General features: G+C 68.5%; 20 protein-coding genes and 2 tRNA genes. 17 read left to right on the top strand and 5 right to left on the bottom strand.

The genetic code is table 11. From position 1 onward, the window contains the following. The first annotated feature begins 44 nt into the window (after positions 1 to 44). From E1P53_RS06815 to E1P53_RS06800, 4 genes are all read left to right on the top strand, one after another. Positions 45 to 497, top strand: coding sequence for a cold-shock protein (locus tag E1P53_RS06815; protein ID WP_131733788.1), 453 nt, complete (start codon positions 45 to 47; stop codon positions 495 to 497). A gap of 40 nt (positions 498 to 537) precedes the next feature. Next, complete coding sequence (locus E1P53_RS06810; protein WP_085950506.1) at positions 538 to 1,803, top strand: deoxyguanosinetriphosphate triphosphohydrolase; 1,266 nt, start codon at positions 538 to 540, stop codon at positions 1,801 to 1,803. A gap of 172 nt (positions 1,804 to 1,975) precedes the next feature. Continuing rightward, positions 1,976 to 3,895 (top strand): DNA primase, encoded by a 1,920-nt coding sequence (gene dnaG, locus E1P53_RS06805; protein WP_131733787.1) that lies wholly within the window; start codon positions 1,976 to 1,978, stop codon positions 3,893 to 3,895. A gap of 50 nt (positions 3,896 to 3,945) precedes the next feature. Continuing rightward, on the top strand, positions 3,946 to 4,749 hold the full coding sequence (locus tag E1P53_RS06800; RefSeq protein ID WP_006899771.1) for an alpha/beta fold hydrolase: 804 nt from the start codon (positions 3,946 to 3,948) through the stop codon (positions 4,747 to 4,749). 65 nt (positions 4,750 to 4,814) lie between these two features. Here E1P53_RS06800 and E1P53_RS06795 read toward each other — a convergent pair whose 3' ends face one another. Next, positions 4,815 to 5,411 (bottom strand): TetR/AcrR family transcriptional regulator, encoded by a 597-nt coding sequence (locus tag E1P53_RS06795; protein ID WP_131733786.1) that lies wholly within the window; start codon positions 5,409 to 5,411, stop codon positions 4,815 to 4,817. A gap of 97 nt (positions 5,412 to 5,508) precedes the next feature. On the opposite strand from E1P53_RS06795, the gene E1P53_RS06790 reads away from it, so the two are divergent. Next, positions 5,509 to 6,438, top strand: a complete 930-nt coding sequence (locus E1P53_RS06790; RefSeq protein WP_006899769.1) for an alpha/beta hydrolase — start codon at positions 5,509 to 5,511, stop codon at positions 6,436 to 6,438. Positions 6,439 to 6,536: 98 nt separating this feature from the next. Here the strand turns inward: E1P53_RS06790 and E1P53_RS06785 are convergent. After that, positions 6,537 to 6,613: transfer RNA gene (locus E1P53_RS06785), tRNA-Ile, on the bottom strand. A gap of 404 nt (positions 6,614 to 7,017) precedes the next feature. Between E1P53_RS06785 and E1P53_RS06780 the strand changes: the two genes are divergently transcribed. Continuing rightward, positions 7,018 to 7,090, top strand: a tRNA-Asn gene (locus E1P53_RS06780). Positions 7,091 to 7,211: 121 nt separating this feature from the next. Here E1P53_RS06780 and E1P53_RS06775 read toward each other — a convergent pair. Further along, entirely contained in the window at positions 7,212 to 7,604 is a 393-nt protein-coding gene (locus E1P53_RS06775) for a winged helix-turn-helix transcriptional regulator (RefSeq protein ID WP_006902369.1), read from the bottom strand. Between the two features lie 101 nt (positions 7,605 to 7,705). Here E1P53_RS06775 and E1P53_RS06770 point away from each other — a divergent pair, with 101 nt between their 5' ends. From E1P53_RS06770 to E1P53_RS06750, 5 genes are all read left to right on the top strand, one after another. Next, the gene (locus E1P53_RS06770) at positions 7,706 to 8,566 is read left to right on the top strand and encodes an SDR family oxidoreductase (RefSeq protein WP_006902370.1); all 861 of its coding nucleotides are present in this window, start codon (positions 7,706 to 7,708) and stop codon (positions 8,564 to 8,566) included. Between the two features lie 78 nt (positions 8,567 to 8,644). Continuing rightward, a complete protein-coding gene (locus E1P53_RS06765; protein ID WP_131733785.1) occupies positions 8,645 to 9,292 on the top strand; it encodes a dihydrofolate reductase family protein in 648 nt (215 codons plus the stop codon). 64 nt (positions 9,293 to 9,356) lie between these two features. Beyond that, positions 9,357 to 10,109, top strand: a complete 753-nt coding sequence (locus E1P53_RS06760; protein WP_006902373.1) for an isocitrate lyase/PEP mutase family protein — start codon at positions 9,357 to 9,359, stop codon at positions 10,107 to 10,109. 50 nt (positions 10,110 to 10,159) lie between these two features. After that, entirely contained in the window at positions 10,160 to 10,585 is a 426-nt protein-coding gene (locus E1P53_RS06755) for a pyridoxamine 5'-phosphate oxidase family protein (RefSeq protein ID WP_006902374.1), read from the top strand. Between the two features lie 72 nt (positions 10,586 to 10,657). Beyond that, a complete protein-coding gene (locus tag E1P53_RS06750; RefSeq protein ID WP_006902375.1) occupies positions 10,658 to 11,452 on the top strand; it encodes an Rv1363c family protein in 795 nt (264 codons plus the stop codon). A 70-nt stretch (positions 11,453 to 11,522) separates the two neighbouring features. Here E1P53_RS06750 and E1P53_RS06745 read toward each other — a convergent pair whose 3' ends face one another. Then, a complete protein-coding gene (locus E1P53_RS06745) occupies positions 11,523 to 12,734 on the bottom strand; it encodes a TetR/AcrR family transcriptional regulator (protein ID WP_131733784.1) in 1,212 nt (403 codons plus the stop codon). Between the two features lie 197 nt (positions 12,735 to 12,931). On the opposite strand from E1P53_RS06745, the gene E1P53_RS06740 reads away from it, so the two are divergent. The 6 genes from E1P53_RS06740 to E1P53_RS06715 all read left to right on the top strand — a co-directional run bounded on the left by E1P53_RS06740 (position 12,932) and on the right by E1P53_RS06715 (position 18,904). Then, positions 12,932 to 13,741 (top strand): enoyl-CoA hydratase-related protein, encoded by an 810-nt coding sequence (locus E1P53_RS06740; RefSeq protein ID WP_109237302.1) that lies wholly within the window; start codon positions 12,932 to 12,934, stop codon positions 13,739 to 13,741. Positions 13,742 to 13,847: 106 nt separating this feature from the next. After that, positions 13,848 to 15,452: a fatty-acid--CoA ligase FadD5 gene (gene fadD5, locus E1P53_RS06735; RefSeq protein WP_109237301.1), complete on the top strand. Its 1,605-nt coding sequence runs from the start codon at positions 13,848 to 13,850 to the stop codon at positions 15,450 to 15,452. A 230-nt stretch (positions 15,453 to 15,682) separates the two neighbouring features. Beyond that, the gene (locus E1P53_RS06730; protein ID WP_006902380.1) at positions 15,683 to 16,813 is read left to right on the top strand and encodes an NDMA-dependent alcohol dehydrogenase; all 1,131 of its coding nucleotides are present in this window, start codon (positions 15,683 to 15,685) and stop codon (positions 16,811 to 16,813) included. Between the two features lie 51 nt (positions 16,814 to 16,864). Continuing rightward, positions 16,865 to 17,683, top strand: a complete 819-nt coding sequence (locus E1P53_RS06725) for a serine hydrolase domain-containing protein (RefSeq protein ID WP_131733783.1) — start codon at positions 16,865 to 16,867, stop codon at positions 17,681 to 17,683. Between the two features lie 127 nt (positions 17,684 to 17,810). After that, on the top strand, positions 17,811 to 18,329 hold the full coding sequence (locus E1P53_RS06720; RefSeq protein ID WP_109237497.1) for a DUF3145 domain-containing protein: 519 nt from the start codon (positions 17,811 to 17,813) through the stop codon (positions 18,327 to 18,329). Between the two features lie 191 nt (positions 18,330 to 18,520). Continuing rightward, the gene (locus E1P53_RS06715; RefSeq protein ID WP_040527552.1) at positions 18,521 to 18,904 is read left to right on the top strand and encodes a hypothetical protein; all 384 of its coding nucleotides are present in this window, start codon (positions 18,521 to 18,523) and stop codon (positions 18,902 to 18,904) included. Positions 18,905 to 18,985: 81 nt separating this feature from the next. Here the strand turns inward: E1P53_RS06715 and E1P53_RS06710 are convergent, their stop codons facing one another. Then, positions 18,986 to 20,437: an acyl-CoA carboxylase subunit beta gene (locus E1P53_RS06710; RefSeq protein ID WP_109237300.1), complete on the bottom strand. Its 1,452-nt coding sequence runs from the start codon at positions 20,435 to 20,437 to the stop codon at positions 18,986 to 18,988. Positions 20,438 to 20,450 lie beyond the last annotated feature (13 nt).

Here is a 20,450-nt window from a genome sequence, read left to right as displayed (position 1 = left end):
GACACGGGGTCCGTTCCGAACGCGACGAGAGAGTGAGTGGAGTCGTGGCTGTCAGCGGGAAGGTCGTCCATTACGACCCGAATCGGGGATTCGGATTCCTCGCGCCCGAAGAGGGCGGCGCCGATGTGTTCTTGCACATCAACGACATCAACATCGACGAGGACTCGCTGCGTCCCGGCGCCAAGGTGTCCTTCGACATCGAGGAGACCGATCGGGGCTCCAAGGCGGTCAACGTCGAGGTGACCGAAGAGGCTCCTGCCGACGACTCGGCAGGTGGCTCGCGCCCGCATCGTCGCGACGATCACCACGGCCGTGGGCACCGTCACGACGAGCGCGGCGGACGCCGCCCGCGCGGTGGTCTCGACGCGGCTGCGTTCACCGAGGAGCTCACCGAACTGCTCCTCGACGCCGACGACGACCTGACCGCCCGTCAGATCGTGGCGATCCGGCAGCGGATCACCGACTTCGCCGTCGGCCGGGGCTGGGTGCTTGACTGACACCCCACCCACCGCGGGCGCGGGTCACGCGCTGCCGCCCATGGCCGCCTACGGGGAAGAGGCCGTCGAACGTGTCGTCCCCGAGGCCGCCAAGGTCGCCAGCCTGCCCGGAACCCGGACGGACCACCGCAGTGACTTCGCGCGCGACCGCGCTCGCGTGCTGCACTGTGCCGCCCTGCGGCGCCTGGCCGACAAGACCCAGGTGGTCGGCCCCCGCGAGGGCGACACGCCGCGCACCCGCCTGACCCACTCGCTGGAGGTGGGGCAGATCGGCCGGGGCATCGCGATCGGCCTCGGCGCCGAGCCCGACCTCGTCGAGCTCGCGGGACTCGCCCACGACATCGGCCATCCGCCCTACGGGCACAACGGTGAACGCGCCCTCGACGAGGTGGCCGCCGACTGCGGCGGCTTCGAGGGCAACGCGCAGAACCTGCGCATCCTCACCCGGCTCGAACCGAAGCTGCTCGATGCCGACGGGCGTAGCGTCGGCCTCAACCTGACCCGCGCCTCCCTCGACGCCACCCTCAAGTACCCGTGGACGCGTCGCACACCGGGCGGCAAGTTCGGCGCCTACGAGGACGACGCGGCGATGCTCGGTTGGATCCGGCGCAACGCCCCGGACACCCGACGCTGCATCGAGGCCCAGATCATGGACTGGTCCGACGATGTCGCCTACTCGGTGCACGATCTCGAGGACGGCGTGATCGGCGGTCGCATCGACCTGCGCACCCTCGGCGATCCGCAGGACCAGCGCGCGCTCGCCGAGATCGGGGTCAAGGAGTTCCCCGGGCTCGATCCCGAGGCGCTCATCGACGCCGCGCAACGGCTGCACCGGATGGACATCGTGCGCGCGGTCGGCGTCTTCGACGGCACGCTCGACTCCTACGTCGCGCTCAAGCGCCTCACCAGCGAGCTCATCGGCCGATTCGCGTCGGCCGCCATCACCGGCACGCGTGCGGTGGTGGGCGACCGCCCGGTGTCGCGGTACAGCGCCGATCTCGAGGTTCCGGCGCTGATCGCCGCCGAGGTGTCGATGCTGAAAACCCTTGCGCTGCGGTTCATCTTCTCCAACGAGCGGCACAAGGCGACCCAGCAGCGCCAGCGTGAGCGCATCCACCGCGTCGCCAACTGGCTCGTCGAGGCCGCGCCCGGCGGGCTCGACCCGATCTTCGTGCCGTGGTGGAAAGAGGCCGAGGACGACGCCGCGCGCATGCGGGTCATCGTCGACCAGATCGCGTCGATGACCGAGGGCCGCCTCGAGCGCACCGACAAGCAGAACTCGGGAGCGCAGGCGCACCTCGGGTAGTCGGGGGGCGTGCGAGCACTGAGCTGCGCCCTGAAGAACGCCCCTCCACACGGCGGCGTGGACGCCGTCGTGTGTTCCCGCGTGGGGCTACTTCGGGGTCGATTGCAGGGGCGGCATCGCCGGGGACGAGAGCCAGGGCGGATCGGCCTCGCGACGTCACTACACTGGACGCGTGGCAGGACGCATTCCCGATCGTGACATCACGGCGATCCGTGAGCAGACGAGGATCGAGGACATCGTCGGCGAATACGTCGCCCTGCGCCGCGCCGGTGCCGACAGCCTGAAGGGACTCTGCCCGTTCCACGACGAGAAGACCCCGTCGTTCCACGTCCGCCCCAATCACGGGCACTTCCACTGCTTCGGCTGCGGGGAGGGCGGCGACGTCTACAGCTTCCTGCAGAAGCAGGAACACATCAGCTTCGTCGAGGCCGTCGAGCAACTCGCCGATCGCATCGGCTACCGGATCAACTACGAGGGTGGCGGCACCGCGATCAAGCGCGACCGCGGCACGCGCGCCCGGCTGGTCGCGGCCAACGCGGCCGCGGCGAAGTTCTACCAGGTGCAGCTGCAGACCCCGGAGGCGCAGGCCGCGCGGGATTATCTGGCCGAACGTGACTTCGACGCCGCGGCCGCCGCGAAGTTCGGCTGCGGCTACGCGCCCGCCGGCTGGGACACCATGACCAAGACGCTGCTGGCGCAGGGCTTCGAGTTCAGCGAGCTCGAGGCCGCCGGACTGTCGAAGCAGGGGCGCAAGGGTCCGATCGACCGGTTCCACCGCCGGCTGCTGTGGCCGATCCGCAACCTCGGTGGCGACATCATCGGGTTCGGTGCGCGCAAGCTGTTCGACGACGACAACCTCGGCAAGTACATGAACACGCCGGAGACCATGCTGTACAAGAAGTCTCAGGTGCTGTTCGGCCTCGACCACGCGAAGAAATCGATCGCCAAGTCGCATCAGGTGGTGGTCGTCGAGGGCTACACCGACGTGATGGCCATGCACCTCGCCGGTGTGACGACCGCGGTCGCATCGTGTGGCACCGCCTTCGGCGAGGAACACCTCGCGCTGATCCGACGCCTGATGATGGACGACTCGTACTTCCGCGGCGAGGTCATCTACACCTTCGACGGCGACGAGGCGGGAAAAGCAGCTGCGCTCAAGGCATTCGAGGGGGAGCAGGCGATCTCGGGACAGACCTTCGTGGCGATCGCGCCCGAGGGGATGGACCCGTGCGAGCTGCGCCAGGCCCGGGGCGACGCCGCGGTGCGCGACCTCATCGCGCGCCGGGTGCCGATGTTCGAGTTCGCCATCAAGGCGCTGCTCGCCGAACACGATCTCGACACCGCCGAGGGGCGCGTGCACGCGCTGCGCGACACGGTGCCGGTGGTCGCGCGGATCCGCGACGTCGCGCTGCGTGACGAGTACGCGCGCCAGCTCGCCGGCTGGGTCGGCTGGGAAGAGGTCGGACAGGTGCTCTCCCGGGTCCGCGAGGAGGGTGCGAAGATCCGGAAGGCGAAGGGCGTCGACGATGCCGTCCGCGTCCGCGGTCGTGGTGCGCGCAACCGTCCCGAGGCCGAGGCGGCGCCGAACTCGGCCCGACCCAATCCGAACGATCCGCGGCTGTGGCCGCAACGTGAGGCCCTGAAGGCGGCGCTGCAATACCCGGCCATCGCCGGCACGGTCTTCGACTCGCTGCCGGTCGAGTGTTTCACCGAGCCCGCGTATGCGATTGTGCGACAGGCGATGACGTCGGTCGGCGGGACGTCGTCGGGTCTCTCCGGGGCGGCCTGGGTCGACGCCGTGCGCAACGCCGTCGACGATCCCGTCATCGATCCGCTGGTCACCGAGCTCGCGGTCGAGACGATGCCGGTCGAGGAGGACAACATCCCCCGCTACATCTCCAGCGTCCTCGCCCGGCTGCAGGAGGTGTGGGTCGGCGAGCAGATCGCCGACATCAAGTCACGTCTGCGCCGGATGTCGCCGAGCGACGACCCCGACGGCTACAACGCCGTCTTCGGCGACCTGGTCGCCCTCGAGGCGTACCGTCGGAGCCTGCTGGAACAGGCACTCGATCCGTCCGCCGGCGTCGGCTGACGCAGCCGCAGACGACCACGTCGGCAGACCCTGCCGGAGATGAGGGAGACATGAACACGGTGACCGTCGGCGACGTGCTGGTCGCCTACACCGAAAGCGGCCTGGCCGAATCGGATTTCCCGCCGGTCGTCTTCGTCCACGGACTCGGCGAGGACCGTCGCAGCTGGGCGGGCGCCCAGGCCGACCTCGCCGAGGTGCACACCTACGCCTACGACCTGCGCGGTCACGGGGCGTCGACGCTGGGGAAGGCGGACGGCACCGTCGATCAGCTCGGCCGGGACCTGATCGGCTTCCTCGAGGAGGTGTCGGGTCCGGCGATCGTCGTCGGCTTCTCGGCCGGCGGGACGATCGTGCTGTGGGCCGCCGCCGAACGTCCCGACCTGGTGACCCGCGCCGTGGTGATGGGCACCTCGTCGGTGGTGGGGCGGGCGGCTGCCGAGTTCTATCAGGGTCGCGCGGCCCTGGCCGCCAACACCTCGACCAGGGAGTTCCACGAGGCCATGCGCCAGGACACCGCGGCGGGCATCGTCGCGGCGACCGGCCGGGTCGACGAGCTCACCGAGATGCGCCTGGAGGCGGTGGGCGACGGTGCGGGGTACACCAACGTCGCGCAGGCGATGTCCACGCTGCGGGAGCGCCCGCTGACGCCGCGATTGGGCGAGATCACCCAGCACGTCGACGTGATCGCCGCGACGCAGGACGCCCTGTGCCCGGAGAAGGCGGCGCAGATGATCGTCGACGGACTGCCCGACGTCACCTACCGGACGATCCCGGACGCCGGGCACCTGATGAGCGTCGACAACCCGGCCGCCGTCACGGCGGCACTGCGCGCCGCGATCCTCGAACACCGGTGATGCCCGCGGGGGTCGGCGGGTCATGGCGGGGGCGAGCCGACGTCCGTCACATCGACGGGTTTCCGCTACTCACGACGCTCGGTCGCGTTGTGATCTGAAGACCGCGGCGACTGATCGGCGGCCGACGGCCACCGCGAGGCCAGCGTCTGGCACACGGTGCGTTGCTCGTTCTCGTCGGCCGTGTGCATCAGCAGTCCTTCGACGGTGAACACGGCGATCATCACCTCTGCGTCGACGGTCTCCGGGGAGACACCTGCCGCCTCCAGCTCCGCTCGGAACAGGACGCTGGTGAGCACGTGAAAGTTGTTGTGCCACTCCGCCACCTTGGGTGAATGCGGCACCCGGGCGTGGACTGTCGTCACGAGACTTCGCATCTCGGTGAGCCGCCGCACGATCCACAGAACCCGTTCGGAGATCGGCTCGCCCGCGACCGCCTGGTACATCGGCCAGACGTCCGCCATGACGGCGGACAGCACCGCGACGAGGACGTCGTCCTTGTCCTCGAAGTACCAGTAGATCGTGTTGGCCGCGACCCCGGCTTCCTTGGCCAGCCTGCTCATCGACGTCGCGTCGTATCCGTTCTCGAGGAACAGCCTGCGCGCGGCGGTGACGATCTCCTCCCGCTTCTCGTCGGCGGCCTGCGGCCTCTTGTTCCGCGCCATCTGAAGCGGTCACCTCCGTGCGAGTCTCTTGAATGGTGTTCAAGACGCTGTTACCGTGTTGAACGTCATTCAAGATACCCCGTCGAAGGCTCTCATCATGTCACGTCAGTTCAGCTATGTCCGGTCCGATGTCTGGTTCACCTCCGGCGACGCCCGGTGTGCCGCCTGGCTCTACCGGCCGGATGGTGTCGTGAATCCTCCGATCGTCGTGCTGGCCCACGGTTTCGCCGCATTCCGCGAGTTGCGACTCGACGCCTACGCGTCGAAGTTCGCGCAGGCCGGTTACGCCGCGCTCGTCTTCGACTACCGGCATTGGGGTGCGAGCGACGGGTCGCCAAGGCGTGTGCTCGACCTCGCCGAGCAGCACGCCGACTGGGATGCCGCGATCGCCTATGCCCGCAGCCTCGATTGGGTCGACACGCGTCGCGTCGTGGCATGGGGGACGTCCTTCGCCGGTGGGCACGTCTTGCGGTTGGCCGCCCGTGATCGGGGTCTGGCGGCTGCGATCGTGCAGGTGCCGCACGTGAGCGGGCCGGCATCGGCGTTCTCCCAGTCTCCGGCGCTGGTGAGTCGCCTGATCATCGCCGGGGTACGGGATCAGATCCGGGCGTGGACAGGCCGCGAGCCGTATCGGGTGGCGGCGGTCGGACGCCCCGGCGACTTCGCGATGATGACCTCGCCCGGCGCCTACGAGCAGGTCGAGCGGATGGGGGGCATGCGTGAGGAACTCCTCGCCGAAAACGATGTGGCCGCGCGGATCGCGTTGCGCGTTCCGTTCTATTCGCCCGGGCGGTACGCAGCCGACATCGACATCCCGGTGCTGGTGCAACTCGCCGCGAGGGACGACGTGACGCCGATCGACAAGGCCCAGGCGGTGGCGCGTCGCATTCGGAAGGGCGAAGTCCACACCTACGACTGTGCGCACTTCGAGCCTTATCTCGATCCGTATTTCGACACCATCATCGCCGACCAGATCAACTTCCTCGACCGCCATGTGGGAGAAGGGCGAGAGTCGTCGGCGCGATGAGTGACGCTGCCGGGCAAGAGCTGCCGACAGGTGCACGACAGGGTTCTCCGCGAAGATCGGGGAGGACGACGAGCGCGCGGCGAACGGCCTGTCGGCGATGGTGGGGAGTGCGGGGCTCGAACCCGCGACCTACGGATTATGAGTCCGCGGCTCTAACCGACTGAGCTAACTCCCCGTGTGGGCACCTGGCCCGCGGGAGGAGATTACCGCACGCGCGCTGATGTCCTGCACCCTGTCGCGGAGACAAACCGTCGGTGGGCGCGGTGCCGGCGTGTATCGGCTTGATCCACGCCCCGAGGAGTGTGGGCGGCGGGACCTGAGGTTGCACTCGGCCATCTCCTGCTCGCGCTGGTGTGCTTCCTCTCCTGGTTCCTGTCCGGGGCGAGGGCGCCACGTCGCCGGCCACTGAGTGCCCCGATGGCACATGCGGCAGTTGGTTCCGGATCGCGGAACCAACTGCCGCATCTTTCGTCATCAGATGTCTTCTGACCAGCCGTTTTGTTGTCCGGCGTCGGCATGCGCTAAAGTCTGTCCTCGGTTCGAGTGAAGCGCTCCGGCGCCGATCGAGGACCTGAGCAATCCCCCATAGCTCAATTGGCAGAGCATTCGACTGTTAATCGAACGGTTACTGGTTCGAGTCCAGTTGGGGGAGCAGAACAGAGCCCGTCCCCTGCGAGAGCAGGAGGCGGGCTCTTCTGCATCACCGCGTGTATCCATCACCTTTCCGCATTCCGCCACCCGCCTCGCCGCCTGCGGGTGGGTTTGCGCTCGGATCAGGCTCGTTCCCCCTGTCGCGCGTCGTACTCCGCCTGCGCTTCACGTACTGCCGGCATGTTGTGCTGCACCAGATCGATGAGCCCCTGCAACTGGTTGGCGACCTGCCGGCCGAGTGGGGTGAGGTGGTATTCGACCTTCGGGGGGATCACCTCGTGGACGGTGCGCACGAGCATGCCGTCGCGCTCGAGGTTCTGCAGGGTCTGCGACAGCATGCGCTCACTCACGCCGTCGACGCGGCGTCGCAGCTCGCCGAACCGATAGTTGCTCTCGCCCAACGCGATCAGAACGAGGCTGCCCCACCGGCCGGTGACGTTCTGCAGCGTCGTCCGCGAGGAGCAGTCGCGGGCGAAGACGTCCGCTTCGAGGGACTGGTCACTGCTGTCGGGCATTCCTCGAGATTAGCAACCTCGCTAATCGAATGTGTTGCACTTACGAAAAGTAAGTGCATACTGGTGGGGAAGTCAGCGTCGACGAGAACGGAGATCTGAAGATGACGATTGCGGTGACTGGTGCGACGGGGCAGCTCGGCGGCCTGGTGATCGGGGAACTGCTCGAACGGGGTGTCGCGCCCGGCGACATCGTGGCGGTGGTGCGCGACGAGGCGAAGGCGGCCGATCTCGCGGCCAAGGGCGTGCAGGTCCGCGTCGCCGCCTACGAGGACCCCACCGCGCTGCGCACCGCATTCGAGGGGGTCGACAAGCTGCTGCTGATCTCCGGGTCGGAGGTCGGACGCCGGGTTCCCCAGCACACCAACGTGATCGAGGCCGCCGAGGCGGACGGCGTGAAGCTCATCGCGTACGCGAGCCTCCTGAAGGCGGACACCAGTGGAATCGGCCTCGCGCCCGAGCATCTCGCCACCGAGCAGCGGCTGGCCTCCTCGCCGATCCCCGCGGTGTTCCTGCGCAACGGCTGGTACTGGGAGAACTACGCCCAGGCGATCGGCCAGGCGGCGGCGACGGGCACCCTGATCGGCGCGGCCGGCGACGGCAGGGTCGCCGGTGCGGCGCGCGCCGACTACGCCGCGGCGGCCGCGGCGGTCCTGACCTCGGAGGAGGGCCAGGGCGGCAGGGTCTACGAACTCGGCGGCGACGAGCGTCTCACCTACGCCGACCTCGCGCGGATCATCGGCGAGGTCGCCGGCAAGACCGTCGAGTACAAGAACTTGCCCGAGGCCGAGTATGCGAAGGTGCTCGCCGACAACGGGGTGCCCGAACAGTTCGCGGCGGTGCTCGCCGGTTCCGACGCCGGCATCGCGCGCGGAGAGCTCGACACCGAGTCCGGCGACCTGCAGAAGTTGATCGGGCGGTCGTCGACCCCCTTCGCCGACGTCGTGAAGGCTGCGCTGGCCTGATCGGACGCCGCACCGATGACTTTCGCCGCGGCGTGCGGTCTGTCCTGGTGTAGTGGGTGACAACGAGGACGGAGAGCCATGCCGCAGCTACTCAGGGTGCAGAACTTCGCAGTCTCGCAGGACGGGATCGGTGCCGGTGAGAATCAGACCTTCGAGCGGCCGTTCGGGGATGTGGTCGATCCGTGGGAGCTGATGTCCTGGGCGGGTGCCACCGCCGACTGGCCCAACCGCACCGATCCCGGCGGGACCCGCGGACTCGACAATTACTTCACCCGTGACTTCTCGCACAACATCGGTGCGGAGATCATGGGCCGCAACAAGTTCGGTCACCAGCGGGGCCCGTGGGCCGACCACGAATGGAAGGGGTGGTGGGGCGACGAACCGCCCTTCCACACGCCGGTCTTCGTGCTCACGCATCACCTGCGACCGTCGTTCACGCTGGCAGACACCACGTTCCATTTCATCGACGCCACACCGGCGGAGGCCGCGGAGATGGCGAAGGCCGCGGCCGGCGGCAAGGACGTACGCATCGGCGGGGGAGTGAGCACGGTGCGGCAGTTCCTCGACGCCGGCCTCCTCGACACCCTGCACATCGCGGTCGCACCTGTCACCTACGGCACCGGACTGGGGCTGTGGGAGTCGCCCGATGAACTGGACGACCGCTTCGAGCACGAGGTGATCCCGAGTCCCAGCGGGGTCACCCACCATCTCTTCTGGCGGAAGTGATTGCCGCCGGGCCTGTTCGGCCAACTCCCGGAAACCGGCGGTCGGACGGCGTAGTTGTAGGGATATGACCGAACTCGCCGCCAAGGCCGCGACACTGCTCGAACTGCACAGGCCCGGAGATCCGGTGATCTTGCCGACGGTGTGGGACGCGTGGTCGGCGAATCTGGCGGTGTCCGCCGGGTTCCCCGCTCTCACCGTCGGCAGCCACCCGGTGTCGGACTCGATCGGCAAACCCGACAACGAGGGCATCACCTTCGACGAACTGACCGCCCGCGTCGCGCAGATCACCGCGACGGTCGACGTCCCGGTCTCCGTCGACATCGAATCCGGTTACGGCGAGGACCCGCGACGCCTCATCGAGGGCCTGCTCGACGCCGGTGCCGTCGGCCTGAACATCGAGGACACCGTCCACAGCGAGGGCGGCCGGCTCCGCGAGCCGCAGGAGCATGCCGATCTCGTCGGAGCGCTGCGCGCCGCGTCGGACGCCACCGACGTCCACGTCGTCGTCAACGCGCGCACCGACCTGTTCCTGAAGCAGGTCGGCGACGAGGCCGACCGCGTCGAGCGTGCCATCGCCCGGCTGACCCTGTGCGCCGATGCCGGGGCCGACGTGCTCTACCCGGTGGGGCTCCACGACACCGCGACCCACAGGCGTCTTGCCGACGGCCTGCCGCTGCCGATCAACGCGGTCGCGCATCCGACGCAGCACGACAAGGCCGCGCTCGCCGAATGCGGCGTGGCACGGGTGAGTTTCGGTCCGTTCTGGCAGGCGGTGCTCGCCGAACGCGCCACCGAGGTGCTCGAACCCTGGAAGTAGGAACCGCTGAAGCTCCCCACGCCGTCGGTGCCCGGGCTTACCGTCGGAAGATGGCACTCAGCAAGAGCGAACGAGAAGCGTTTCTGTCCGAACCTCACGTCGCGGCGCTGTCGGTGGAGGCCGGACCCGGCCGCGCGCCGTTGACCGTCCCGATCTGGTACCACTACACGCCCGGCGGGCGGCCCTGGCTGCTCACGGGCACCGAGTCCCGCAAGCTGAATCTGATCCGGGCCGCGGGGCGATTCACCCTCATGGTCGACTCGGTCAGCCCGAAGATCATGTACGTCTCCGTCTCCGGCGACGCCGTGGACATGACGGCCGGTACGCGAGAAGACCTGCGAACCATGGCCTCCCGCTACCTGCCCGCCGAGGCGGTGGAGCCCTACCTCGAGATGGCCGAGCGCGACCACGGGCCCCAGACAAAGGTGTACCTCGAGCCCAGGCAATGGCTGTCACTCGACCTCGGCAGCCTCTGACCGGCGAGCGACCGGGTGCCGCTGCCGTGACGGGGGTCACGGCACCGTCGGGCGCATCGCTACATTGAACCCATGTCGAAGTCCCGTTCCACCTCTGACGCCTCCGACGCCGACGCGGCGCCGCCCGCCGTCGAGGACGACGTGACCCCGCTCGAGCGGGACGAGTTCCTGCAGGCCAACCGTGCCGCCCGGGAGAAGCTCCGGGCCGAGGCCGAGGCGAAGGCCGCCAAGACCAGGCGGACCGACACCGGTGACGAGCCCCGCGAGACCGCCGCCGGCGACGACCGGACGCCGCGCAAGATCGACCCGGATGACGCCCGGCGCGAGCGCGGCTCCCGGTGGACGGGCTGGGCGACGCGGTTGGGCGCGAAGCCCTGGGCGGTCATCGCCCTCGTCGCCGCCGTCGCGCTCCTGGCCGCGTCGACGGCAGTCCTGGCCCTCGCCTACGTCGACGCGGACCGTCGCGCCGACGCCGCGGTCACCTCCGTCGACTCGGAGATCCTCGACACCGCGCGCAAGTACGCCGCCGAACTGTCGACCTACGACTCGGCCGACTACTCCGACCTCGATCGCCGCATCCGGGAGATCTCGACCCCGGAGTTCACCAAGTCCTACGTCGAGGCCTCTCAGGACGCGCGCCGCGGCTCGGCCGAGGCGAAGGCGGTGTCGTCGGCGAAGGCCGAGAACGCGGGGCTGATGTCCGTCGACGGCGACAAGGCCGTCGTCCTGGTGACGCTGGATCAGACCCTGAGGTCCCCGGACACCGCGCAGCAGTTCCCAGAGGGCGTCGGGTACCAGACCCGCGTCAGGGTCACACTCGAAGAGCAGAACGGCCGGTGGCTCCTGAGTGACTTCGAGGTCGTGTGACCTCGGAGGACACGGGATCTCGCACGCCTCGTCCGGTTGGTCTCGCTGCGGCCCGCGGGTCGGTGCGGGTTCAGGAGTTGTCGCCCAGCAGGATTCGCGTCGACAACGCCTCGATGCGCTCCGGTGCCGGTTGCGGTTTCAGCCGCGACAGGTCGGTCACGACGTTCAGCGCGGCGTGGACCAGGAAGCGTGCATGGGTCAGGGGAAGGTCCCGACGTTCCCGGCCGACCCACGTCGCCCACTCCTCGACGGTGATCCGTTGCTGGCCGCGGAGCTCCGCACGCGCCCCGGGCGTCACGTGTCCGATCTCGGTCTCGTAGACGCTGATCAGTTCGGTTGAGCTGCAACTCAACTGCACGTAGCGGTGAACCATGGCCATGATGGCCTCACGCGGGGTCGTCGACGACGCGAGCGCGTCGGAGGTCGCGGTGGTCACCCGGTCGGTGGCACGCCGGAACGCGGCCTCGAGGATCGCGACCTTGCTGGGGAAGTGCCGGTAGACGCCCGACGCCGGGAGATCTGCGGCATGGGCGATGTCCTCGATGGTGACATCCCGAAACCCCCTGTCGGCGAACAGGATCACCGCCTCGGTGAGGATGGCCTCCCGCTTGGCCGACGGCACGAGACCGTGCCGGGCCGGCTCCCTCGGCGCCGCGGGTTCGGGCAGCGCGGCGTCGAGCAGGTCGATCGCGGCGTCGGGGATCAGCGTCGTCACCTCGCGCGCGGGCAGGGAGGCGCGGTGGGTCGTCGGGCTGGCCGCGACACTCGTCATCGCCGCGACGACGAGGTTCGCGTCCACCTCGCCGAGGTCGGGGCGCAGGCGCCGCGCCGCGGCGCGTACCCGGCGGTGCTGATGGACCACCACGTCGAGGACGATCGCCCGGTCCTCCGGCTCGAGGTAGCGGGACTCCCAGCGGTAGAGACCGCCCGTGCGCCGGTTCTCGAAAGAGGCGAGGGTCATCGCCTCGAGCAGGGTGCGGAGCTCGCCGTCTCCGCCTTCCGGCACGGCATCGAGCGCAGCGCGCAACGACGCGGCCAGGACGGCGGTCGTCTCGGCGAAGAGCGCGTACTTGTTGGGGAAGTGCCGATACAGCGCGGGGGCGGAGATGCCCACCGCGTCGGCGATGTCCTCGAGTCGGACCGCGTGATAGCCGCCGTCGCTGAACGCCTTGGCCGCGGCGTCGACGATGAGGCGCCGACGGTCGGCGGGCCGGCGGCGCCGCGGGGTGGCCGGCGCCGGACCCGGCGCCACCTGGTCAGACGTCCCGGGGCGTGCGGTCATGGCGCCTCAGCGTAGACGGATACGACGTTCACGACGCACTTTTCGCCGACGACGCCGAAAAGCCCAGCACGTCGGGATGTGTGACCGGACTAAGTTAACGAAGATTCTCGTGATCTATATCGCACTGTGGTAGTAGTCTAGGTCTGGCACAGAAATGGCAAGTTGTGTCAATCGGCACGTCTCGAGTGGGGAGAGCAGTGAGCGACGACCAGATCAGCCAGGGCGCAATCCGGACCTCGGTCGACGACCGCGGGGTCGCGCGGCTCACCATCTGCCGCCCCGAGAAGATGAACGCCCTCGACACCGAGGCGAACTACGGCATCAAGGCCGCGATGGAGGAATGGTCGCAGCGCGACGACGTCCGCGTGATCGTCCTCGACGGCGAGGGCGGCAGCTTCAGCGCCGGCGCAGACGTGGTCTCGATCAACCGGCAGTCCACCGCGAACGGCGCATCCGGTCTCGACGCCGGCCAGGCCCGCGGGATCATCTCCGCCGGTTCGGAACTCGCCCGCGCCGTCCGCTCGGCTCCCGTCCCGGTCATCGCCTCGGTCGACGGGCCGGCCGCCGGCATCGGCGCCTCGCTCGCACTCGCCGCCGACCTGATCTATGCCACCGAGCGCTCGTACTTCCTGCTCGCGTTCGTCAACATCGGACTCATGCCCGACGGCGGGGCGTCCATGCTGTTCGCCACGGCGATGGGTCGTGTCCGCGCCAACGAACTGGCCCTGCTCGGCGAGAAGCTGCGGGCGCCGGAGGCGCTCTCGGCCGGACTGATCAACGGCGTCTACGACGACCGCGCCGCCCTCGACGCCGCCGTCGACACGGCCGCGGGCAAGCTGGCCGGGAAGAGCCGCGCGGCGCTGCGGCTGACGAAGTCGGCCCTCGACGCCCACACGATGTCCGGGTTCGAGGCCGCGATCGAACGCGAGCTCGAGGGCCAGACAGAACTGCTGCAGTCGCCCGAGTTCCAGGCGGCCATCGCCGCCTTCGCCGGCGCCAAGAAGTGAGCTCCGCCGGGTGATCCCGGCGCGTCGGCGCACAGCCGAGAAGTGCTTCCCCTCAGAACGTTTCCGTCCCGACCTTCGTCACGACTGACACCAAGGAGCCGATCGTATGACTGCGACCGTCGACATCACCAGCGATCTCACCACCGAGCCGCTGCGTTCGCGTCGTAACCACTGGAACAACCAGATCAAGCGCCATGCCTTCATGAACCCGGACGGCCCGGCCCTGAAGTTCATGGGCAAGCTGACCACCTGGAAGGAACTCGACGAGCGCATCCGCGGATTCGCGGCCGCCCTGAGCCGTCGAGGCGTCAAGTTCGGCGACCGGGTCCTGGTCGTCCTGCTCAACCGCAGCGAGTACGTCGAGGCGGTCCTGGGTGCCAACCTGATCGGCGCGATCGCGGTGCCGGTCAACTTCCGCATGAGCCCGGCCGAGGTCGCGTTCCTCGTGCAGGACTCCGGCGCCAAGGTCGTCGTCACCGAGAGCATGCTCGCCCCGCTCGTGGACGCCGTCGCCGCGCAGACGGGCGCGCTCGAGCACATCATCGTCATCGGCGAGACGCAGAACGAGAGTCACCTCGCCTACGAGGAACTGGTCGCCGAGGACTCCTCGGATCTGCCGGAGATCGACGTCCCCGAGGACACCGTCGCGCTGATCATGTACACCTCGGGCACCACCGGAAAGCCCAAGGGCGCCATGCTCACCCACACCAACATGCAGGCGCAGGCGGTCACCTGCTTCTACGTCCTGCAGACCCGACCCGACGACATCACCTCGTTCGTGGCGCCGCTGTTCCACATCGCCGGTTTCGGCGCGCTGGCGCCGATGTTCTACATGGGGGCGCTGTCGGTGATCCATCCGCTCGGCGCCTTCGATCCCGACGCCCTGCTCGACTCCCTCGAGGAGGAGGGCACCACCTCGATCTTCCTGGTGCCCGCCCAGTGGCAGGCCGTGTGTGCCGCACAGAAGGCGCGCCCGCGTGACCTGAAGCTGCGCGTCATCAGCTGGGGTGCCGCCCCCGCGTCGGACACCGTGCTGAAGGCGATGAACGAGGCCTTCCCGGATGCGCTGAACGTCGCCGTCTTCGGCCAGACCGAGATGTCGCCGATCACCTGCTCCCTCGACGGCAAGGACGCACTGCGCAAGCTGGGCTCCATCGGCAAGGTCGTCCCGGCCGTCACCGCCCGCGTCGTCGACCCCGAGGGCAACGACGTGCAGCCCGGCGAGGTCGGCGAGATCGTCTACCGCGGCCCGACGATGATGAAGGGCTACTGGCAGAACCCCCAGGGCACCGCGGATGCGTTCGCCGGTGGCTGGTTCCACTCCGGCGACCTGGTCCGGCAGGACGAGGAGGGCTTCCTCTACGTCGTCGACCGCGCGAAGGACATGATCATCTCGGGCGGCGAGAACATCTACTGTGCCGAGGTCGAGAACGCGCTGTTCGGCCACGAGAAGATCGCCGAGGCCGCGATCATCGGCCGTGCCGACCCGAAGTGGGGCGAGGTGCCGGTCGCGGTGGTCGTCCTGGCCCCGGGCGTCGAGGACCTCACCCTCGAAGAGCTCGAGCCGTACCTCAACGAGAACCTGGCCCGCTACAAGCACCCCAAGGACCTGGTCATCGTCGACGAGCTGCCGCGCAACGCCGGCGGCAAGGTCGTCAAGCCCAAGCTGCGCGCCCAGTTCGGCAGCAAGGACGCCGGTCTGGCCGACTGATCGCGGGCATCTCACGGGGGCTTCGGCCCGCGTCGACAGGCTCACATGCCCCGGCCTGGTGCGTGTCCGCGCGTGCCCAGGTCGGGGTGTTTTCCGGGGCACGATCACGCCTGGACCACGGACTAGAACACGTTTCAATTTTGTGATTGAGTGACTACAGTCACACGCGACGCGACGTCGCGGCGAAGACTCCCGGGACGAGACGTTCACGGGGCGAACGGAGGAGAGCAGTGAAGACAAAGGGCGCGCTGCTGCGCGAGAACAACACGCCGTGGGTCATCGAGGAGATCGAGATCGGCGACCCGAAGGCGCACGAGGTCAAGATCCGGATGGAAGCCGCCGGCATGTGCCACTCCGATCACCACCTGGTGACCGGCGGCATCCCGATGGCAGGCTTCCCGATCCTCGGCGGGCACGAGGGTGCCGGCGTCATCGAGCAGGTCGGCGAGGGCGTCACCGATTTCGAGGTCGGCGACCACGTCGTCCTGTCGTTCATCCCGTCCTGTGGCAAGTGCCCGTCGTGTAAGTCGGGCCTGGCCAACCTGTGCGACTTCGGTGCCATGCTCCTGCAGGGCGAGGCCGTGTCGGACAACACCTTCCGCATCCACACCGCGGCGGGCGAGAACGTCTACCCGATGACCCTCCTCGGCACCTTCGCCCCGTACATGGTCGTCCATGAGGCATCGGTGGTGAAGATCGACAAGGACATCCCGTTCGAGGTCGCCGCGCTGTGCGGCTGTGGCGTCCCCACCGGTTACGGGTCGTCGGTGCGCAGCGGCGACGTGCGGCCGGGCGAGGACGTCGCCATCGTCGGCGTCGGCGGTGTGGGCACCGCGGCGCTGCAGGGTGCCGTGATCTCCGGCGCCCGTAACGTCTTCGCCATCGACCCGGTGCCGTGGAAGCGTGAGCAGGCGCTGAAGTTCGGCGCCACCGCGGCCTTCGCCTCGGTGGAGGAGGCGGCGATGAAGATCGCCGAGGTGACCTACGGCCACATGTGCCACAAGGTGATCGTCACCGTCGGCGAGGTGCACGGCAAGGACGTCGACACCTGGATGGGCATCACCGCCAAGGCCGGCACCTGCGTGCTGACCGGCATGGGCAACATGCTCGACAGCGAGGTGACCCTCAACCTGGCGATGCTGACGCTGCTGCAGAAGAACCTGCAGGGCTCCATCTTCGGCGGCGCCAACCCCAAGCTCGACATCCCGCTGCTGCTGTCGATGTACCGGGCCGGCAAGCTGAACATCGAGGACATGATCACCCGCCAGTACCGCCTCGAGCAGATCAACGAGGGCTACCAGGACATGCTCGACGGCCGCAACATCCGCGGCGTGATCCGCTACACCGAAGAAGACTGGTGATCGTCGGCCGCGCATCGGTCGAGAACGTGGCCCCCGGGTAACGTGACCGATGTGTCGGTCCTGGATTCTCTGACGGAATGGCCCGTCGACCACGTGTCGGCGGCGATCATCACCCGCGACGGGGTCGCCGAGGGATTCGGCGACCCCGTTCGCGTCTACGAACTCGCGTCGGTCACCAAACTCCTCGTCGCAGAAGCGGTTCTGGTGGCCGTCGAGGAGGAGGCGATCGCCCTCGACGACCCGGCGGGGCCTCCCGGGGCCACGGTCACACATCTCCTGGCGCACGCCTCGGGCCTCGCCTTCGACAAGCGCGAGGTCGAGGCCGGCGTGGGGGAGAGGCGCATCTACTCCAGCGCGGGTTTCGAGATCCTCGCCGAGACCGTCGAAGAGGCGACCGGGATAGCGTTTGCCGATTACCTCGCCGAGGCGGTGTGTGCGCCGCTCGGCATGACGTCGACGGTCCTGTGGGGGCCGGCCGGTCACGGCGCGCGGTCGAGCGTCGCCGACCTCGCACGGTTCGCCTCGGAGCTGTTGGCGCCGCGACTCCTCGCGCCGGAGACGCTGGCGAACGCCACGAGGGTGCAGTTCCCGGGGCTCGACGGGTTCGTCCCGGGCTACGGCAAGCACAAGCCCAACGACTGGGGGCTCGGCTTCGAGATCCGGTCGCACAAGGCGCCGCACTGGACCGGCGCATCGAACTCGCCGCGCACGTTCGGGCACTTCGGCCAGGCCGGGACCTTCCTCTGGGTCGATCCCGAACTCGAGGCGTCGTGCGTGGTGCTCACCGACCGGCCTTTCGGCCCGTGGGCCAAGCCCCTGTGGGGAGAGTTCAACGACGTCGTCGTCAGTGAACTCTCGTCACAGAAATGAACCTGTCTCGCAGAAGAAACTGGCGCAACACGTGTCTCATGGGGCACAATAAATCCCACGAGTGTGATATCCGGAGTCGCGAGGTGTGTTGGGGAAGACGTTCCTCGTCGACAACGGAGGTGAAGAGGTGCGCAATCTGAACCAGTTTGCGGACATGACAACGGGAGTGGTGTACATCCACTCGGCGCCGGTGGCGCTGTGCCCGCACGTGGAGTGGGCCCTGTCGTCGACCCTGAATGCGCGCGCGAACCTGAAATGGTCGGCACAGGAAGCCGAGCCGGGTATGCAGCGTGCGACTGTCGACTGGGCGGGGCCGGTCGGTACCGCTGCGCGCCTGGTGACCGCTCTGCGCGAGTGGTCGGCACTTCGTTTCGAGGTGACCGAGAACCCGAGCGAGGGAGTCGACGGGGAGCGGTTCAGCTACGTTCCCGGTCTCGGACTCTGGCGCGGCTCGACCAGCGCCAACGGAGACGTGATGATCGCCGAGAACCAGCTCCGCGCGATGATCGAGGCACAGCCCGACAGCGCCGGTCTGGCAAGCGAACTCGAAGCCGCACTGGGCACCGCCTGGGACGAGGCACTCGAGCCCTACCGCATGGGCGGGGCCGGCGCCGAGGTCACCTGGTTGCAACAGCGCGTGGGCTGACCGCCGGAACACAGAAGACGTAGATGGCGACAGGCCGGGGCCGCAGACCCTGCGGACCCGGCCTGATGCCGTTTGGCGTCCGCACTGTTGGGACGGGTCGGTCGGTCTGTGACTGTCATCTCAGATTTCCATCGAACACGGCAGCTTTGCTATGGTGAATCAACGTTCAATCCGATCGGGGGGAATCAGCAATGAAGAAGCGTGTGATGGCATCGGTGGCTGCAGCAGTTGCCGCGACCGGACTGGTCTTCGCCGGGGCCGCTGATGCCTCGGCAGCCGAGGTCAGAGAGACTTCGACAAGGGTGTTCGTCGGGTTCACGCCGGCCGAGACCAAGCAGATCGCCGCGAGTGGGGTGACCTCCATCCTCGATACGCCCGAGTTGATTCCGTACTACTACGTCAAACCCGATGCCGATTCGCGGTTCGAGAAGTTCTACGTTCCCGGCAAGGGATATGTGGCGCGGTCCATGGCGCAGGGGATGGTCAACGAGGCGGCCGCTCACCCGAACGGCCGGGTGTGGGTGTCGTTCAACAAGACACACAAGCGTCCGCTGACCCTGTGGACGCAGTTCTGACCTGCGGGTCGGGCGTTATCTGGTTACGAAGAACGCCACCGGTGTACACCGGTGGCGTTCTTCGTGAGTCGCGTCAGGAAATCACAGCGGGATGTTCTTGTGACGGCCGCGTCGCGCGGGTGCGGCGGCGAGCGCCTCGGCGATGATGCTGCGGGTGCGGGCCGGATCGATGACCTCGTCGACGACGCCGATCGACTGGGCGCGGCCGACACCGCCGGCGATGGCCTCGTGCTCGGCGGCAAGACGCTCGTGCAGCGCCTCCCGCTCGTCGTCGGGGGCCGCGGCGAGGGCCTTCTTGTGCAGGATTCCGACTGCCGCCTTGGCGCCCATGACGGCGACCTCGGAGCCGGGCCAGGCGAAGACCGCGGTCGCGCCGAGTGCACGTGAGTTCATCGCGATGTAGGCGCCGCCGTAGATCTTTCGCGTCACCAGTGTGACGCGGGGGACCGAGCACTCGGCGAACGCGTGCAGCAGCTTGGCGCCGCGTCGCACGACGCCATTCCACTCCTGGGCGACGCCGGGCAGGTAGCCGGGGACGTCGGTGATGACGATCAGCGGGATGCCGAACGCGTCGCAGAGACGCACGAATCGAGAGGCCTTCTCGGCGCTCTCGGAGTTGAGGCAGCCGCCCATGCGCAGCGGGTTGTTGGCGATGACGCCGACGCTGCGACCGGACAGGCGGCCGAACCCGATGACGATGTTCGGGGCCCACTTCTTCTGCAGCTCTTCGAAACTCGAGACCTCGGTCTCGCCGTCGGCCGCGAGGGCGGTGTCGAGGAGCCCCTCGACGACGGGGTGCACGTCATAGGCACGGCGCGGCGACTCGGGGAGCAGCGCCTTGAGGTCGGTGTCACCGGCCGCGGCGAGCTCGTGGTTGAAGTGCCCCTGCTGGGTGAACGTCGACACGAGTCGGCGTGCGCGCCAGTAGGCGTCGGCCTCGGAGTCGGCCACGATGTGGCAGACACCGGACTTCTTGCCGTGAGTGGCGGGTCCGCCGAGGGACTCCATGTCCACGTCCTCGCCGGTCACGCTGCGGACGACGTCCGGTCCGGTGACGAAGACGCGGCCCTCCGGCGCCATGATGACGACGTCGGTGAGGGCCGGGCCGTAGGCGGCGCCGCCGGCCGCGAAGCCGACGACCACCGAGATCTGCGGGACGTATCCGGAGGCCCGGACCATCGCCTCGAAGACCAGGCCCACGGCGTGCAACGCCTCGACACCCTCGGCGAGACGGGCGCCGCCCGAATGCCAGATGCCGACCACCGGCGCCTGCTCGGTGATCGCGGTGTCGATGGCGTTGACGATGTGCGCACACCCGACGACACCCATGGCACCGCCCATCACGGTGCCATCGGTGCAGTAGCAGACCGTCCGCACGCCGTTGACCAGGCCGACAGCGGCCTGGACACCGGACTTGTCGCGCGGATGCAGCAACGACATGGTGCCTTCGTCGAAGAAGTTCGTCAGCCGCAACAAGGGGTCGCGGGGATCGACGGCTTCGTCGGTGTCGGCGATGGGGGCCAATGTCGTCATCAGCGGTCTCCTG

Origin of the sequence: Gordonia paraffinivorans (genome assembly GCF_900683595.1) — a bacterium.
Taxonomy (GTDB): Bacteria; Actinomycetota; Actinomycetes; order Mycobacteriales; family Mycobacteriaceae; genus Gordonia; species Gordonia paraffinivorans.
The sequence above is the reverse complement of the archived record's forward strand: the minus strand, read 5'-3'. Positions and strand labels throughout refer to the sequence as shown.